Below are 17,288 nucleotides of genomic sequence, written 5' to 3' on the forward strand. Positions count from 1 at the left end.
CATGTACATCATCCGATTACAAGGCGGTGACGAAACGGTACGCAGGCGTCAGGATGAGGCTTTAAAACAAGCGTTGGTCGGACACAAGTATATCCGGACGGAGACCCCGGAAGAGTTGCAGGACTTAACGGGGCGCTTAGAGGGGAGTGCGTGTCTGTTTGTCATAGCATTGGGTGCAGGCGGTTATAATGAGGCATACAGAAAACTCGTTGCCGTATTATACGAAAACAAGACCTTGTTGGCAGGTGTTCGTGGCGGCATTCTTGTTGACGGACCCGATGAATTATTTACTAAAAAGACGGCACGTGAGTTGTTATTTATAGCTAATCGTGCCGGTTGCATCTTTCCCGGTACCCCGCTTGTAGAAGGCACGGGATCATTATATAATTTTACTGTTCGTGCCCGCATCAGAAAGGTTTCCAAGAAAGAGGCCTATATACTTGCCGTTTGCGATCTGGTAGAAAAGCTGTCCGGCCCCTTACCGCAACAGCCTGAAACAACGAGGCTTCTTGTCGTGCATGCGAGCCGGCATTCCACATCAAACACCTTACTTTTATGGGAAATGGTGAAAAAAAATTTGACGGCAGCGACGTGTGTAGAAGAAATCTCCCTCCTTGACGGGGAACTGATTGATTGTCGCGGGTGTGCTTACGAAATGTGTTTGCATTACGGGGAGCAGAGTGCCTGCTTTTACGGCGGGCATATGGTGGAATCCGTATATCCGGCTTTGAAACGATGCAATGCCCTTCTGCTCGCATGTCCCAATTACAATGATGCCGTGGGAGCTAATATGGCGGCCTTTTTTAATCGTCTGACGGCACTGTTTCGTTCCGAATACGATAATTTTGCGGCAAAGCGCTTGTATGCTCTGGTAGTTTCCGGTTATAGCGGCGGGGACATTGTGGCTGAGCAAATCGCCTCAACCATGTGTCTTAACAAAAATTTCATGTTACCGCCGTATTTTGCCCTCGTTGAGACGGCACACGAACCGAAGAGCATTCTTGCGTGTGAAAAGATAGAAGAAAAGGCACGCCTAATGGCTTCTCATATAGAAGGAAAGTATAAATAGTGTTTGCAGGTACCCGTATTTGTATTATAATGTATTGGTATTAATTGTTATTAAGTAGCTATTAAGGGGTGGTACTCAATGAGATTTACAGATGACTTGAAGGCTCGCGTAAGCAAGGCACAGAAAAGAATCGTCTTGCCCGAAACTAACAGCCGTCGTGTATTGAAAGCAGCTGAACGCGTATTGGCGGACGGTTTTGCCAAAATTATCCTGATCGGTAGTGAAGAACAGATTCACAAAGATGCCGAAAAATTCCAAATCACATTGGAAGGTGCTGAAATTATCGATCCTGCAACATATGCCCGTATGGACGAATTATGTGCTTATTTTGCAAAAAAACGTGAAAAAAAGGGCATGACACCGGAAAAAGCTCGTGAAATTATGCTGAATAATTACACTATGTTTGCTTGCGGTATCTTGGCTCTCGGCGATGCTGACGGTGTTGTATCCGGGGCGGCTACGACTTCGGCTGATGTTATTCGTGCCGGTTTACAGGTTATCGGGCCTAAGCCGGGCAATAAGACCGTATCAAGTGCCTTTATTTTGATTACCAATACTCCTCAGTACGGTGATAACGGTATTCTCGTTCTCGGTGACTGCGGCGTTATTCCTGATCCGACTGCTGAACAGTTGGCTGATATTGCTACTATGTGTGTTGATCGTGCACGTCGTACTGTTCAGATTCTTAACCCGAAGGTTGCTATGCTTTCTTATTCCACTAAGGGAAGCGGCAGTGGCGGCTCTGTTGATGTTGTACGTGAAGCTGTCGAAATACTTAAGTCCCGTAACGTAGACTTCGAATTTGACGGTGAAATTCAGGCCGATGCGGCTATCGTTCCGGAAGTCGGCGCAAATAAAGCTCCGGGTTCGAAAGTTGCAGGTCATGCCAATATTCTTGTATTCCCCAGCTTAGATGCGGCTAATATCGGGTACAAGTTGGTACAGCGTTTTGCCAATGCGACGGCTTTAGGACCCTTGGTACAAGGCCTTGCCAAACCGGTACTTGACTTGTCTCGCGGTGCTTCGGCAGAAGATGTGGCGGACGTTGTTGCCGTTTGCTGCTCCGATGCTATTGCAGTAGATAAAGAAAAGAAAAACGCATAAGTTTTATAAAAATCGGATTCGGTCTCGGCCGGGTCCGATTTTTTTCGTCTTAAGCTTGCTTTATCGAATGTGGTAAAATAGGGCATATAGAGTTTGACGTAGATGCAGGAGGAACTTCGTGTCTTGGGAAATTGAACAAGAACTTAAAAATATAAGAAGTGCAGAACGGGGATATTACTCATATCCCTTCGGCACGAGACGGACTATGGCTGTCTGTTACGCCAATACATACGAAGTAGCCATGAGTAATTTGGGATTTCAAATCGTCTACGATATTGTCAATAAACGGAATGATTGGCAATGCGAACGAGCATTTCTGCCTGACGGCAAGTTGGCCGGTTTATATGAAAAGTCAAATACGCCCTTGCTAACTGTAGAAAATGCCCGTCCTGTAAGAGACTTTGAAGTGGTCGGAATTTCCGTTAATTTTGAAATGGATTATTTCCATGTACCGGAACTGTTGGCACGCAGTCGGATCACGGTTCTTGCGTCCGAACGAGGGGAAGACGAGCCGTTGGTTGTTATGGGTGGGCCGGTAGCCTTCTTCAATCCCGAACCGCTTACTCCGTTTATCGATGTATGCATTGTCGGTGAAGGGGAAACGACGATTCCCGACTTCCTTGATTGCCTTAATGAATGTAAGGAAAGAGGATATACGAGAAAAGAGACCTTGAAGGCACTGGCGAAGGTACCGGGAATGTACATACCGTCCTTATATGAACACCGCTATGATGAAACGGGACGGTTATTGGCCATCATACGGCATGACGGAGCCCCTTTAAAGGTAGAACGGCAATGGGCAGAGTTAACTTTACCGGGAGAAACGGTAGTCGATACGCCGCATACTGAATTCGGTGCCATGTATTTGGTGGAAGTAGGGCGCGGTTGCGGTCGCCATTGTCGATTTTGTATGGCCGGATATTGCTATCGTAAGCCGCGCATGCGACCTCTGGCGTATGTAAAAGAGGCGGTTTTGCGCGGCAAGGCGGCGGGAAAGAAAATCGGTCTCATGGGAGCGGCTATTTCCGATTATCCACACATTGACGAATTGGTTGAATTTATTCGCAGTGAAAAATTATCGTTTTCCTGTGCGTCTTTGCGAGCCGATTCGATAACGCCGGTAATCGTCAAAGGCCTTGCAGAAAGCGGGCAGAAAACGATTACGCTGGCGCCTGAAGCCGGCAGTGTACATATGCGTAACATTATTAATAAAGGAATTGAAGAAGAACATCTGATGCATTCGGTCGATTTGGCTACAGCAGCAGGTATTAAACATGTCCGTATGTACATTATGGTGGGACTGCCGATGGAAACGGACGAAGATATACAGGGAATTATCGACATGACGTTGCGTGTGCGTGATCACATGTCGTCCATAGGCAATATGAGTAAAATTACGCTGAGTATCAACCCCTTTATCCCAAAGCCGTGTACACCTTTTCAGTGGATGGCCGTAACGGACAAAAAGACGGTTGATGCCCGGTTGGCCTCTATCAAGGCGGCTTTTAAAAAGGACAGGCGTATTGAAGTGTTAATCGAATCAACTCGGGAATGTTATATACAGGCCATTCTTTCACGTGGCGACAGACGGGTCGGTGCCGTCTTGGCAAAGTCATGGGAGTACGGCGGTGTGAAGGGATGGAAACGGGCTGTGAAAGAGTTGAAATTCGACAGTGACGCCTTTTTATACAGACAGCGGGATTTAGATGAAATTCTGCCTTGGGCCGTTCTTGATACGGGATTGAAAGAAGGCTATTTAGAGGAAGAATTAGTTAAAGCCGAGAAGGGTGAGTATACACTGCCCTGCTTTGACGGTTGTAAACGGTGCCGAGTTTGCGGAGGTTCTCATGACTGTCCGAATCTCTAAGAAAATAGATCCAATCTGGGAAGACTGGCCTGAATTACGGAATTTCTCATTTTTACACGGTGTGACGGAACGGGTTGGCGGATGCAGTTCCGGAGAATATGCTTCCTTGAACTGTGACTTTGAAGGCGGTGATACCGCTTTTTCCGTGTTAGAGAACAGACGACGTCTTTGTGCCGCTTTAGCTTGCGACCCTTTGAACATTACGACGACAGGAACCGGTGAGCCGGGACATATTGTCGTCGTAGGAGAAGCTGAGCGGGGGGCTGGAGCGGGAGATTATTTCTGTGCGTTAAAAAGAACGAAGGCCCTGATGACGGATTTGCGAGATACTCCTTTATTCATGTTTGCCGCCGATGCAGTGCCGCTTATTCTTTTTGATGCACAACATCATGCCTGTGCCGTAGTGACGGCAGATATTCCGGAATTGAAAAGTAGATTGGTTTCGTCCGTCCTTTTTGCAATGAATATCATTTACGGAAGTAGACCCGAAGAGTTGTTTGCCTATATCGGTCCGGCTGCTTCGGAGGAGTATGTAACCGTAAATGTTGCCGATGCTTTGATGAAAAAGCAAGGTGAGATAGGATTAACCGTGCATGTGAATATGAAAGAGGCGGTTGAAAGGGAGCTGAAACAGGGCGGAGTCGACAGTCAGCATATATTCGTCAGCAACTCGTGTACTTATAAAGAAAGAGAGCGATTTTTTTCTTTGCGACGGCAAGGCATTTATTGCGGGCGTAATACGGTTTTCGCTTTATTACTATAACAAAGCTTTTTGTAAAAAAGACTGGTAATTGTGCAGATAACTATATATAATAGGAACGTATAAGTTTTTTTTAGACAGGGGGATACGGCTTGATTGCAGAAAACCTTGAAAATGTCCGCTCGCGCATGGCTTCAGCTATGGCTCGAGCAGGTCGAGTCGATACGGTAACTCTTGTTGCCGTTACGAAGAATCATCCTGTAGAGGATATGATTGAAGCGGCTTCATGCGGCGTTACCGATGTAGGTGAAAACCGGGTGAAGGAAGGAACGGACAAGCAAAAAGCATTCCCCGATAATAAGCTGAAGTGGCACCTTATCGGTCATTTACAGACCAATAAAGTGAAGCAGGCCGTAGCTCATTTCGACCTCATTCACTCCGTCGACTCGCAACATTTGCTGGCGGCGATTGACAAAGAGGCGGAAAAAATCGGGAAAGTACAGGATATTTTATTGCAAGTAAATGTAGCTCGAGAAGAGAGTAAAACCGGAGCTGCCGTCGAAGAGTTTCCAAAGTTGTGTTGTTTGGCTAAGGAGGCTCAACACGTACGCGTTTGCGGTTTTATGTGCATGGCACCCAACTTTGAAAATGTCGAAGAGACGAGGCCCGTATTTCGTATTGCAAAGGCCTTGTACGATGACATGAAAGGAAAATTTCCTGACGGGCAGGTCCGTTATTTATCAATGGGCATGACTCACGATTTTGAGATAGCAATTGAAGAAGGCGCCAATATTGTCCGCGTCGGTACGGCTATATTCGGACCGAGAAATTACTAAGGAGGATTTTATCATGGGATTGAAAAGTTTATGGAACAAAGTAGTTAACAACGTAGGCGGGTTCAATGACGACGATTACGAAAATGATGACGACTATGTAGATGAAGAAGATGAAGTGGAAGAAGCACAGCCGGCTCGTCGCACCGTCGCAGCGCCTCGTCGTTCTTCCTTAGGCAGTGCCCAGTCCGATCGGCCGATGAAGATGATGATTGTCGAACCGGAAACTTTTGATGACTCTCAAAATATTGCCGATTATTTACGTGAACGCAAGCCGGTTGTCATTAATTTCGAGAATACGGCGGCAGATGTTTCCAAACGGGTTGTTGATTTCATTAGCGGGGCAACCTATGCATTGGACGGGAATATCCAAAAAGTCGGCAAGGATATCTTCCTGTGTGTGCCCAGCAATGTAGCTGTCGACCATGGTAAACGTGATTACGGTGATTTCACGGCGCAACTTACGTCGTGGCAAACAGGCGGAGAAGAAACACAGCAACCGCCTCGCGTATAAACGGAGTTTTGGGTGAAAAACAGAGATAATATTATTCGCTATTACAAGGGAATGGATAACGGCGAGTTTGCCGCCCGCCTAATCGACTTGGCGGATAGCACCAATAAGGGGCGACCTTATGCAGTTAGCGAATTCGCTTCGCCCGGTGCTGTACAAATCGGGGAGACGGTCAAGGCTCATGCCACAGGCTTGGAACTTCGTATCAACGGCGGTTATGAAGGCGCGGAGCGAGTAAAGCTGGCCTTTGTACGTCAAGACTATGACGGTCCTGTGGACTTCGGTATTACGGCTTGCCGCCTGACATGGGATGTACGGTATCGACTGTTGGGACACCGCGACGTATTGGGCTCTTTAACGGGTCTCGGTATTGATCGGAGTCGTTTCGGCGATATTATTATGCATGAAGACGGGGCCGTTATTTTAGCTGACTCGACTTTGTATGATTATTTGCGGCAAAACCTGGAAAAAATAGCCATGGTAACCGTAACGGTAACGGAGATTCCTTTATCTGATATACCGCCTCGAAAAGAGAAGGTCAAGGAAGTAAAGACCACTGTAGCTTCTCTGCGATTGGATGCTATTGTCTCGTCCGGTTTCGGTATATCGCGGACAAAAGCGGCTGAGGCTATTAAAGGCGAGCGCGTACAGGTCAATTGGCAACCTGCTAAGGGACCGGCACAGGAAGTCGGTGCCGGAACGGTTATTTCTTTACGCGGCAAAGGGCGTATGGAAGTGGCGGAGATTACAGGAACGTCAAGAAAGGGACGCACAGGCGTATTGCTTAAACGGTTTATATAAAGAAACGGATCAGAGGAGGAATTGTACTATGCTGACACCTATGGATATTCATAATAAAGAGTTTAAAAAGGGCTTTCGCGGATATGCTGAAGAAGACGTAGATAATTTTATGGAAACTCTTGCGACAGATTATGAAAAAGTTTATCGTGAATACAGCGAACTGAAGGAACGTTGTGAGTCGTTGCAGGATAAGTTGGCTCAATATGAAAAAATGGAAGCAACGATGAACAGTACTTTGATGCTGGCTCAAGAAACGGCGGAAAATGTCAAGGTACAGGCTCGTAAAGAGGCAGAGCTTATTTTACAGGAAGCGGAAAACAAGAAAAAGCAAATGGTAGACGAAACGTCTATTAACATGCAGACGACGCAGCAGGAAGTAGACAGCCTGAAAGCTCAGACGAATGCTTTCCGTGCTAAATGTAGAGCTATCTTGACAAGCCAGTTGCGCCTTTTGGACGATATGGTTATTGACGGCTCTTCTGAAGAGGGTGTTGCAGAAACGCCGGAAACCGTGGAATCGGAAGAAAATTAAGCTTTGAATGACATGATATGCTCTCTATGTGACTGTATCGAATGCAGTTGCCGGAGAGTATATTTTTTATCTCATAGGAGACAAAAATGAAAAAAGCCATTATGATGACCCTATTGGCAGTAGGGGCGATTACTTCGTCAGTATGGGCTTATAATCCGTATGCTCCCAATCCGTTTGATGCTGTCGAGAAAAAATCGCAAGCCTATATATATGTAAAAGAACTGACAGAGGCAGGATTGACCGGAGTCGGACGGGATAGAGTAAGTCCGACCTACCCTCTTACCCATTACGAAATGATAAAAATGGTGGAGACGGCCCTTACAAATAAGGATAAGGCGACACCTGAGCAGGTTGAGAAAATAGATGCATTAAGCAAAGAGTTTGGTGACGAGCTATCGGCTGATGTGAGAACTTCACATGGAGACAAAAGCGAAGGAAAGCCTTTCGAGTGGAAGCCGACGGAGAAGAATTATGAATAAGCCCGAACTGATAGCCTTTGATTTGGACGATACATTGTTGCGTGATGACGGGACTATATCGGAACGAACGCTGCATGACCTGCACCGTTTGGCAAAAGAGGGTATTATCACCGTTATTGCTACAGGCAGAATGTATGCTACGGCCAAACCTTATGCGGACTTGCTTGCACTTCCCGACATGCCGTTGATCTTATTTTCAGGAGCCTTGATTCAGAAAATATCCGGTGAAAAATTGTATGAAAAGACCTTGTCACCCGAGCTTACGGCACAGATTAACAAGGAGGCTTTTAGACACGGATGGACGGCACAGACCTATATTAATGATACTTTATATGTCAGAGAAAAGAACGCGTTTGTAGAATCCTATGAACGGCATACGGGTATATGCGCCGTAGAAACGGGAACTATTGGCAAAATTCCTCAACAAGGGGCTGATAAGATACTCATACACGGACGAGCCGATGAGTTGCCGGCCGTAAAGGAGTATTTGCGTAAGGTGACCGGGCAGGAAGCGGAACTGTTGTTTTCACGCTCTGAATATTTGGAAATTATGGCTTCGGGAACCTCTAAGGGAAGGGCTCTGGAAGTTGTGTGTGATTACTATAAAATTGATGTGAGTCGAGCTATGGCATTCGGTAACGGACAAAATGATACGGAAATGTTAAAGAAAGCGGGCTTTTCCGTAGCTGTCGCCAATAGTGCGGATGAAGTGAAAAAAGCGGCAGACTTTGTGACAGAAAGCAATAATGAAGACGGCGTCGCCGTTGCCTTGGAACGATTCGTTTTGTAACACGAGGGGGAACTTGTATGGGACAGTTTCATTTAATCATTCTTACAGGTATGTCCGGTTCGGGAAAGAGCCATGCATTGCAAATTTTGGAAAATATGGGGTATTTTTGTATCGACAATATTCCGCCGGCACTGATTCCCGAATTTGCTTCGATTTGTGCCAAAAGCGGCGGAGACCGGGTTCGGCATGTAGCTGTCAGTGCCGATATAGGCGATGACGCTTATCTGGGCGGCTTGGAAAAGGCCGTAAAAGATATGAGAGACCGAGGGATTTCCTGTGAAGTTGTCTTTATGGAAGCTTCGGAACGAACCTTGATCAGTCGTTATAAGGAAATGCGCAGGGTTCACCCTTTTGCCGTACAAGGGAGAATCAGTAAGGGCATTGAGGTGGAAAGAGAACGTTTTGCTCAACTGAGAAGACATGCCGATGTCATCCTTGACACGACAGGGCTGACTATGAAGGAATTGCGGGAAGTTTTTCGAAAAAAATATACGTTACGAAAAAAGGATGAAAAACTGTCAGTGACGGTAGTGTCCTTCGGCTTTAAATACGGCATTCCCATTGATGCCGATATTGTAGAAGATGTACGCTTTTTGCCCAATCCTTTTTATGTGGAAGAACTACGTCACTCTACAGGGCGAGTTCCGGCAGTTCGCGATTATGTGGAAGCGTCGGATGTAACGAGCGTATTCAAAGAAAAATGGTTTTCTTTTATCGATTTTCTTTTACCTCACTATAAAGCTGAGGGAAAGGGCCAGTTGGTGATTGCAGTCGGTTGTACCGGCGGGTTACATCGCAGTGTAGCGATGGCGGAAGCCATGTATAAGCATTTGCGTGAACAACAGGTGCCGGTGACGATTGAACACCGCGATATGGATAAAAATGAAGTAAAATGCGATGCCCCCGGATATGAAGGGGACGAACGATAGGAGAGACTTCTTATGAAACTTTTCAGATGGTTGCGTCCCGGTGTTCATGTCAAACGATGGCTATTTCTTTTTGGTATCGGAATGATGATTACCAGCTTCGGTTTGATTCTTACCTTCAACTATGAATGGATTGGGGCTTTGGAAGAATGGACTTTTCGCATGCTGTATGAAGTGACAGGTCATTACAACTATACGGTGTTGGCTTCGTCGGGTATAGTCATACTTTTTGCAGGTCTATTGGTCATGGGGTGGACTACTCGCCGGCTGGTTCGTAATATGTTATCCATTGTCATGCCCGGTGAGTCGGGTAATTTCAGTGACCTGATTTTAGAAAATCTTAAACTGTCCAAGGGACCGAAGGTTGTCGTTATCGGCGGCGGTACGGGCTTATCCGTTCTGCTACGCGGCTTGAAAAGTAAGACTTATAATTTAACGGCTGTTGTTACGGTTGCTGATGACGGCGGCTCATCCGGTCGTATTCGGCAGGACTTGGATATGATAGCCCCCGGAGACTTACGTAACTGCTTGGTGGCTATGGCCGATAAAGAAGGGCTGATGGAAAAACTCTTTGACCATCGCTTCGGCGGATCCGGTAACTTATCGGGACATAGCTTCGGCAATCTTTTTATTGCTGCACTTATTGAAGTATTGGGCGATGCCGAAGGAGCCATGGATGCGACCAGTAAGATTTTGAAAATACGAGGTAATGTCATTCCTTCGTCAGCGGAAACGATTCTGCTTAATGCGGAAATGACAGACGGCACTGTTGTACAAGGTGAGTCGCAGATTCCCTTGGTGAAGGGGAAAATAAAGCGGGTCTTTACGACGCCGGCAGAACCGAAAGCCGTAACATCCGCTATTCAGGCTATCCGCGAAGCGGATGCTATCGTTCTTGGCCCCGGCAGCTTGTATACCAGTATTATGCCGAACTTGCTTATTCCTGATATTGCAGCGGCAATCAGAGAGAGCGAGGCAAAGAAAATTTATATTTGTAATGTAATGACTCAGCCCGGTGAAACGGACGGCTATAGTGTGTCCGACCATGTGGCGGCGATTAATCGTCATGCAGGAGCGGAGATTATAGATTTTGTACTGGCCAATAACGGGGCTGTCGAACCGGCTGTATTGCAGCACTATGCAGAGGCGGGGCAACAACCTGTGCGCATTGACAAAAAAGAAACGGGGAAAGAAGGCGCAACGGTCATTTTAGCGGACCTCGTCAGTAAGGAAACGGGTTCTACTCATGACCCCAAAAAATTAGCGACTGTTCTCTTCGATTTAATCAATGCCTTGCGCAGTGACTTATCTCCTCAACTTTTAAATTATTATTTGAAACGATATAATCGTAAGCACTAGGAGGCATTATGTCCTTTGCGGAAGATGTGAAAAATGAAATCGCTCATTACGAGACGACGGACGAAAGGGTTCGTCGAGCCGAGTTGGCTGCTTTGTTATGTATCGGCGGTACTGTATTACACGGTACCGCCGATTGTACGGCAGGATTGGAATTCAGCACTGCCAATAATGCCGTAGCCCGTCGAGCTCTTTCAGGGTGGCGACTGATTTCACGGGTTCCGCCGGAAGTCAGTGTGCGTCGAGGTTTGAAACTACGCAAAAAGAATTATTATGTCTTGCGTTTATCGCCGACAGTTGAAACGACGTCGGCTTTGGAAAATTTAGCTGTATGGCCCGAAGACCGGGATTTTTCCAAGCTGGGATTAAAAAAAAGTGAATGCGGGCGAGCCTTTCTTCGCGGTGCGTTTATGGGAGGCGGTTCGGTTAACAAGCCTAACGGTGATTACCATTTGGAGCTCATGACGGAACATGAAAGGTTAGCCGCATTTTTATTGAAGTTAATGCATCGCTTTAAATTGCCGGCTAAGATGACGGATCGCAAGGGCGAGTTTTTGGTCTACATAAAAGAAGGAAACGGAGTATCTGACTTTTTACAATATATAGGTGCCGACAGAGCTTACTTGGAGTTTGAAAGTGTGAGAGTCCTTAAAGAGATGCGCAATAATGTGAATCGAGTGGTTAATTGTGAAACGGCCAATTTGCAAAAGACCGTTGATGCGGCAATAGGACAGATTCGTGATATTGAGCGATTACAAGTTTCGGGGAGATATGGGGAACTGTCGCCTAAATTGCGAGAGACCGCCGAGATACGGTTGGAAAATCCGGAGGCGACACTCGGTGAATTGGCCGAGATGTCAGGCATATCCAAGTCGGGGCTGTCACATCGTTTCAGTAAAATTCGACAATTAGCCGAAAAAACGGAAAGGTAGGAAGAAACATATGAAGTTTGGTAAGAAACATTTCTTGCAATGTACGGTAGCGGCCTTTGCTGTCTTAGCCGGGTTTACCGTATACGGTGCCGATGTACGAACGCCGGCTGTGGCCGATAAGATAGTACGGTTACCTATGAAACAGATAGCCTTAGGGATTCCGAAGGATACGGGAAATTTGTTGTTTTCCGACAGCCCTGAGTACGCAACACGTGACGGCATGCTGTATAGTGACATGGTACGAGGTGATAGTCGTATGTACTTTTACCATGTTAATCAGACGAGTGAGAATAAAAAAATACTTGTTGTCGCATCCAATACGGAGGATAAGCCCGTTGATATTTATGTGCACGGGTCCTGGTACAGTCATCCCAGTGAAGATTACTACGGCGTAGGCAGGGAACTATCGGAAATTTACTATAAGGATAAACAAAAAGAATATAAGATTACGGTTCAGCCGCGGAGCACGGCCCTTCTTGACGAACGCTTGAATGATGTTGTTGTGTACCCCGACCAATTATTTTCAGGGATTGTCGATTTTCGAGTAGACGGAGCAGCACAGGTCTCTTCCGTTATGATGCCTGCGTATGAAGATCCTCATGAGTTTATGAAACGCGCCTTTTTATTGTCCAGTGATGATGTGAAATTACGTGGCCGGTTTAAGGGTAAGGATCGGGCCCTGAAAACCTTGGTTCCTTATACTCCGAAGGACGGTATTTCATATATTCTCTTAGCTGACGGACAGAGTGACCCGTTTTTAAAAGGGCCGGATATACTTGACAATCGCCCGTCTGAAAATTTCGGTAATTACGGTGTTGACTACACGGTAACTGTAGATACAAAGGGAAAAGGGCCTGTGCATTTGTACTTTAATCCCATTGGCGGAGAATATTCGGGCGTTGTTGAAGTGACGAGAAAACACGGCGGTGAATCATCGACGGAAACGGTAGGCTTGCCTCGAACGGGACATAGCATGGGGTTCGGCAATGCTTACGCCATAGAATATGTAACGACATTTAAGAGCGGAGATGTCGTTAACATACATTTCATGCCGCCCGGTGCGGCGAACCTGCCCGTTCGGTATATTTTGGTACCCGATGAGGTTGCGAAAACTGTTGTAAAAGACGTGACCGATGAGGAAAATCGTTTGAAAGCGCTACTCGACTCGGCTGTGAAAGTGGATCGATCGGATGATCAGGCCGCTGAAAATCGTGATGTCGAAGCAAGTGACCATTCTACGCCGCCTGTCCATCTCTTGGACGTAGAAGAAACAAAATAGTGTATAATGCCTGAAACAGGCATAGAAAAACACCGATGTCTTGCCAGATGTATCCGGCAGACATCGGTGTTTGCTTTCTGTGAAAGATAATTATTCTTTCGGTTCCGTTCCGAACCATTTTTTATACAACTTAGCATAAGTTCCGTCAGCTTTTAAGTCTTGGAGAGCCTTGTTAATTTGTTGTGTCAAATCAGTTTTGTCTTTGGCGGTTGCCATAGCGACGCCGCGAGAAAGAATGGGTTCGCCGGCCAGTTTTAACTTAGCGTTGCCGCCCTGCTGTAAATAGTAGAGTGCGACAGCCTGATCGATAGCGACGGCATCAATTGTACCGGCTTCCAATTCCATCCAGCCTTGTGTATTCGTGTCGAACTGTTTAACTGTTGCGCCGTGTTCTTGCGCGATTTCAACCGGTTTTGATCCCACTTGTGCGCCTACGGTTTTTCCTGAAAGGGAGTCGAAGCCTGTAATATCTGTATTATCTTTTCTTACGACAACAGAGTAACCGCCCTTAAAGTATACGTCCGTGAAATTTACTTTTTCCTGACGTTCAGGTGTCGCATCCATTCCGGCTGCAATTAAATCTATTTGACCGCTTTGCAGTGCAGGGATAAGAGCGTCGAAGCCCATGTTTTTAACTTCCATCTTGTAGCCCAATTTATCACAAATAGCCTGGGCTAAGTCTATGTCAAAGCCTACGTCTTTTTCATTTTCTGTAAATTCAAAAGGCGGGAAAGTGGGTTCAGTGCCGACAACCAAGGTCTTTTCCGAAGACGAAGAGGTGGATGAACTGCTGCCGCAACCGGCAGCAAAAAGGGATACGGCTGCCACTGATGCAGCTAATACTGCTAAATACTTCTTTTTCATTGTAAAACCCTCCTAAATTAATTCGCTTAGATTTTGCAGAATTCTATACTGACCGGCTGCTGTAAAATCGGCAACCGTTGTCATACCTGTCGTAACGGCGGCAAAATTAACGCCGGCAGCTCGCGCCGTGTCCATATCAATCAGACTGTCGCCGATGTAGAGCACATCGCTATGAGCAAGGTCGAAGCGATGTAGAATGAGATGAATCCCTTCACCGGAAGGCTTCGGTTCCGTTACGTCTTCAAAACCGATAATGCAGTCGATGAGTGACTCTATGCCGTCACGCTGTAAGGTTTCCGAAATTCGGGAGCGGGTTTTGGTTGAAACAATACAACACAGAGCTCCGTTTTTCTTTAAATGAGTCAACACGGGAATCGTGTCGTCATATAAACGGGTGTTGGCTGTCATTAAAACATCGGAATACCGTATCTTATATAAGTTTATAAGTGATTTTATTTTAGACGAATCGGTTTCGCCTGTCAATTGAGCCATGGCGTCGTACATAGTCATACCGATGGTTCGTCGTATTACATCTTTAGGAAAAGGACCATATCCTTCATCGGCAAAGAGTTTTTCAAAGCACATGACAATTCCTTTTTCGGAATTTGCCAAAGTGTAATCAAAGTCAAAAATATAAGCCTTGTACATAATGAATCCTTGTCTTTATGTTACTAACAGGTTAATAGGTCGGTTCCGTACCGAACCATTTCTTATATAATGTAGCATATGTGCCGTCAGCTTTCAATTCATCCAAGGCCTTGTCGACCTTTGCGGTCAATTCTGAATTTTCTTTTGTCGTGGCCATTGCTACGCCGGCCGACAGAATAGGTTCGCCGACTGTTTTAAAAGCTTTATTTCCTCCTTGATTTAGGAAGTATAAAGCCACGACTCTGTTAACGACTACGGCATCACATGTATGTGATTCTAACTCCATCCAACATTGGTCGTTTTGGTTAAATTCTTTTACTACAGCCCCGTATTGTTTGGCATAATCGGCTGCTTTAGTACCCATTTGCGCACCTACGGTTATATCTTTTAAATCATCAAAGCTGTGAATGGTGTCATTATCTTTGCGTACGACAATCGTATATCCGTCTTTAAAATATGTTTGTGTGAAATTAACATGCTCTCTTCTTTCGGGAGTGGCATCCATGCCCGAAGCAATTAAGTCTATTTGACCGCTTTGCAAAGCCGGAATGAGTCCGTCAAACGCCATGGCCTTGATTTCGGGTTTCATGCCCAACTTCTCGGCAATAGCCTTGGATAAATCTACATCGAAGCCGACGTAGTCTTCACCTTGCGTAAATTCGAAAGGTGGGAAGTTGGGGTTCATGCCTATGATGAGCGTTTTTTCGGTGTTGCCTTGAGGACTCGAGGTGCCGCAACCTGTTAAGGCACTGACAGCAATGAGAGTAAGAGTAATAAGTGCGAGAAATTTTTTAAACATATAAAATCGCCTACCTTTCTTTAAGATGGTATAAGTATACAACAATGGATAAATAAAAACAAGTAAAAAATGAATAAAAATAAAAGCAAACGATAAATAAGCAGTGTAGAATGGCTTAGCTATGCGAATAAGAAGAAAAATAAAGACATAAAAATTAATAAAGCGGACAGAAGAGGCTGTTTAAATCAAAGCGTGTAAAGAAGGTAATTGAGGAATATGATACACCGGTATGGCAGAAAAGAACGATATACCCATAAAGAAAGATGTTAAAAATAAAAGAAAATCTAGTATAATTAAGAGGATAAGGAGTGACACGAACGGAGGTATGAGTGTGAAACACAACCTTTTTGCATTTGCTACGAGTGAACTTTCGCAAGACGCTTTTTTCTGCTGGGCCTTGGATTGTTTAAATCGGAATGAAGACTCGCCATTATATGGACTCGGTAGAAGTTTTTGGGCCTTGCTGTCAGGCCGTAAGAATGATGCCTTGCTGTCAGGCCGTAAGAATGATGCCTTGCCGAAGATTAAAGGTGTTGTTATCAGGCGGCAATTTAAGCATATGGATGTTCTGGCTTTGGTAGTGTATAGTGATCAGACGGTAGATGCCCTGGTTATTGAAGACAAGGTGAACACATCGGAGCATGACGATCAGATACAAACGTATTTAACGGAACTAGGCAACTTGTTGGACAGTCTTTCGATAGAAGACAGTAGGAATAAAGATATAGAAGAAGATTTAAAAAAAATTGTGCGTAATGAATATACGTTGAAAGAGTGCTGGTTTAACTGTTTCGTAGCCTATGTAAAGACGGGATTTTTCAGTGATGCCGACTGGGATACGGTGAAACGGGAAAGAAAACTGAAAAGAAAACTGAAAAGAAAACTGAGCGAAGAGGCGATTCCTGTTTTGGCAGTGTCTGCCGAGGATTTAGTCAAAGTCGTTGATACATATGTTCATGACAGTGAAATCGTAAGCATGTATAGCACTTATTTGCATGAAGAGTTCTTGGACAAAGCGAATTTGTATGAGCGTGCCTTGACGGAAGGGGCGGATTTAAAAACTCTATTAAAGACTACGGAAGTCGTGCCGTATTATTTTTTACGTATCTTATTTGACGGTGAAACGGCTTTGGGAATCAGTCGTCGAATGTGGGAGTCCCGGACAAGGGGAGACGGAAGTCGTGTTATTAATTCCGGCCATAATATCGGCGGCAGACGTTGGTCACACATAAAATTTTGGCGTAGACCCCTTGAATGGGGTGACGAAACACACCCCTACCTCTTTTGGCGTATTGATACTGACGGTAATGGAATGTATTTAGCCTTAAGGTATTATGATGAATCGGGACGGGGCAACGGATTAAATCGTGAAGAAACTTTCTTGCGCTTACAGGAAATCATAAGAGAGACATATGATGTTCTTAAAAAGGATATAGAAGGGTTGGAAGTTCCGTTTAAAGACAAGGAAGCTCTACCATTAGTAAGTGAAAGCAACGGTCGTAGGAGTAAAGGGAAACGAAAAGAAAATACGCTCATTCATATACACATAGAGTCTGTTATAGAAAATTGGGGAAGAACCTCTGTTTCCGACGAATTTATTAAAGCTCTTCGCAAAGCGGACTGTAAATTGTATAGTGCAATCGCAAAGGCCTTTGCTGTATCGGATAAGTAGAGAAAAAGGCTTACGGGGCATACAAAATTTTGTATGCCCCGCTTTTATATATATAAAACGGAAAAAACAGATAAAAAGAGGTTGACAAGAGAAAGTGAATGCGGTAAGATAAACGAGTCGCCAAAC

At 45.3% G+C, this 17,288-nt stretch carries 18 protein-coding genes; 15 read left to right on the forward strand and 3 right to left on the reverse strand.

Going from position 1 to position 17,288, the window contains the following annotated elements:
• The first annotated feature begins 1 nt into the window (after position 1).
• The 14 genes from HMPREF9429_RS08170 to HMPREF9429_RS08235 all read left to right on the forward strand — a co-directional run bounded on the left by HMPREF9429_RS08170 (position 2) and on the right by HMPREF9429_RS08235 (position 13,179).
• Entirely contained in the window at positions 2-1,069 is a 1,068-nt protein-coding gene (locus tag HMPREF9429_RS08170; protein WP_006943039.1) for a flavodoxin family protein, read from the forward strand.
• A gap of 78 nt (positions 1,070-1,147) precedes the next feature.
• Positions 1,148-2,173 carry a phosphate acetyltransferase gene (pta, locus tag HMPREF9429_RS08175; RefSeq protein ID WP_006943040.1) on the forward strand — a complete coding sequence of 342 codons (1,026 nt, stop codon included), beginning with the start codon at positions 1,148-1,150 and terminating at the stop codon, positions 2,171-2,173.
• A gap of 118 nt (positions 2,174-2,291) precedes the next feature.
• The gene (locus HMPREF9429_RS08180) at positions 2,292-4,040 is read left to right on the forward strand and encodes a B12-binding domain-containing radical SAM protein (RefSeq protein WP_040774490.1); all 1,749 of its coding nucleotides are present in this window, start codon (positions 2,292-2,294) and stop codon (positions 4,038-4,040) included.
• A complete protein-coding gene (locus HMPREF9429_RS08185; RefSeq protein WP_006943043.1) occupies positions 4,021-4,803 on the forward strand; it encodes a polyphenol oxidase family protein in 783 nt (260 codons plus the stop codon). The genes HMPREF9429_RS08180 and HMPREF9429_RS08185 overlap by 20 nt, the downstream gene beginning before the upstream one ends.
• Positions 4,804-4,892: 89 nt before the next feature.
• Positions 4,893-5,576 (forward strand): YggS family pyridoxal phosphate-dependent enzyme, encoded by a 684-nt coding sequence (locus HMPREF9429_RS08190; protein WP_040774491.1) that lies wholly within the window; start codon positions 4,893-4,895, stop codon positions 5,574-5,576.
• 13 nt (positions 5,577-5,589) lie between these two features.
• A complete protein-coding gene (locus tag HMPREF9429_RS08195; RefSeq protein ID WP_006943045.1) occupies positions 5,590-6,087 on the forward strand; it encodes a cell division protein SepF in 498 nt (165 codons plus the stop codon).
• Positions 6,088-6,099: 12 nt separating this feature from the next.
• The gene (locus HMPREF9429_RS08200; RefSeq protein WP_006943050.1) at positions 6,100-6,885 is read left to right on the forward strand and encodes a YlmH family RNA-binding protein; all 786 of its coding nucleotides are present in this window, start codon (positions 6,100-6,102) and stop codon (positions 6,883-6,885) included.
• Between the two features lie 28 nt (positions 6,886-6,913).
• The gene (locus tag HMPREF9429_RS08205; protein ID WP_006943051.1) at positions 6,914-7,417 is read left to right on the forward strand and encodes a DivIVA domain-containing protein; all 504 of its coding nucleotides are present in this window, start codon (positions 6,914-6,916) and stop codon (positions 7,415-7,417) included.
• Positions 7,418-7,503: 86 nt separating this feature from the next.
• The gene (locus tag HMPREF9429_RS08210) at positions 7,504-7,896 is read left to right on the forward strand and encodes a hypothetical protein (RefSeq protein ID WP_006943052.1); all 393 of its coding nucleotides are present in this window, start codon (positions 7,504-7,506) and stop codon (positions 7,894-7,896) included.
• The gene (locus HMPREF9429_RS08215) at positions 7,889-8,686 is read left to right on the forward strand and encodes a Cof-type HAD-IIB family hydrolase (protein WP_006943053.1); all 798 of its coding nucleotides are present in this window, start codon (positions 7,889-7,891) and stop codon (positions 8,684-8,686) included. The genes HMPREF9429_RS08210 and HMPREF9429_RS08215 overlap by 8 nt, the downstream gene beginning before the upstream one ends.
• A gap of 17 nt (positions 8,687-8,703) precedes the next feature.
• Positions 8,704-9,615 carry an RNase adapter RapZ gene (gene rapZ / locus HMPREF9429_RS08220; protein ID WP_006943054.1) on the forward strand — a complete coding sequence of 304 codons (912 nt, stop codon included), beginning with the start codon at positions 8,704-8,706 and terminating at the stop codon, positions 9,613-9,615.
• Positions 9,616-9,627: 12 nt separating this feature from the next.
• Positions 9,628-10,971 (forward strand): gluconeogenesis factor YvcK family protein, encoded by a 1,344-nt coding sequence (locus tag HMPREF9429_RS08225; protein ID WP_006943055.1) that lies wholly within the window; start codon positions 9,628-9,630, stop codon positions 10,969-10,971.
• An 8-nt stretch (positions 10,972-10,979) separates the two neighbouring features.
• Positions 10,980-11,900 (forward strand): DNA-binding protein WhiA, encoded by a 921-nt coding sequence (whiA, locus tag HMPREF9429_RS08230; protein WP_006943056.1) that lies wholly within the window; start codon positions 10,980-10,982, stop codon positions 11,898-11,900.
• Between the two features lie 10 nt (positions 11,901-11,910).
• Positions 11,911-13,179: a hypothetical protein gene (locus tag HMPREF9429_RS08235; protein ID WP_006943057.1), complete on the forward strand. Its 1,269-nt coding sequence runs from the start codon at positions 11,911-11,913 to the stop codon at positions 13,177-13,179.
• A gap of 90 nt (positions 13,180-13,269) precedes the next feature.
• Here the strand turns inward: HMPREF9429_RS08235 and HMPREF9429_RS08240 are convergent, their stop codons facing one another.
• From HMPREF9429_RS08240 to HMPREF9429_RS08250, 3 genes are read right to left on the reverse strand one after another with little or no spacing between them, the layout of a single operon-like run.
• Positions 13,270-14,043: a basic amino acid ABC transporter substrate-binding protein gene (locus HMPREF9429_RS08240; RefSeq protein ID WP_006943058.1), complete on the reverse strand. Its 774-nt coding sequence runs from the start codon at positions 14,041-14,043 to the stop codon at positions 13,270-13,272.
• A 12-nt stretch (positions 14,044-14,055) separates the two neighbouring features.
• A complete protein-coding gene (locus HMPREF9429_RS08245) occupies positions 14,056-14,691 on the reverse strand; it encodes an HAD family hydrolase (RefSeq protein ID WP_006943059.1) in 636 nt (211 codons plus the stop codon).
• Between the two features lie 31 nt (positions 14,692-14,722).
• Positions 14,723-15,490, reverse strand: a complete 768-nt coding sequence (locus HMPREF9429_RS08250; RefSeq protein WP_006943060.1) for a basic amino acid ABC transporter substrate-binding protein — start codon at positions 15,488-15,490, stop codon at positions 14,723-14,725.
• 331 nt (positions 15,491-15,821) lie between these two features.
• On the opposite strand from HMPREF9429_RS08250, the gene HMPREF9429_RS08255 reads away from it, so the two are divergent.
• Positions 15,822-17,162 carry a hypothetical protein gene (locus HMPREF9429_RS08255; RefSeq protein ID WP_040774492.1) on the forward strand — a complete coding sequence of 447 codons (1,341 nt, stop codon included), beginning with the start codon at positions 15,822-15,824 and terminating at the stop codon, positions 17,160-17,162.
• Positions 17,163-17,288: the final 126 nt, after the last annotated feature.

It is taken from the genome of Megasphaera micronuciformis F0359, from assembly GCF_000165735.1.
Classification (GTDB): Bacteria; Bacillota; Negativicutes; order Veillonellales; family Megasphaeraceae; genus Megasphaera; species Megasphaera micronuciformis.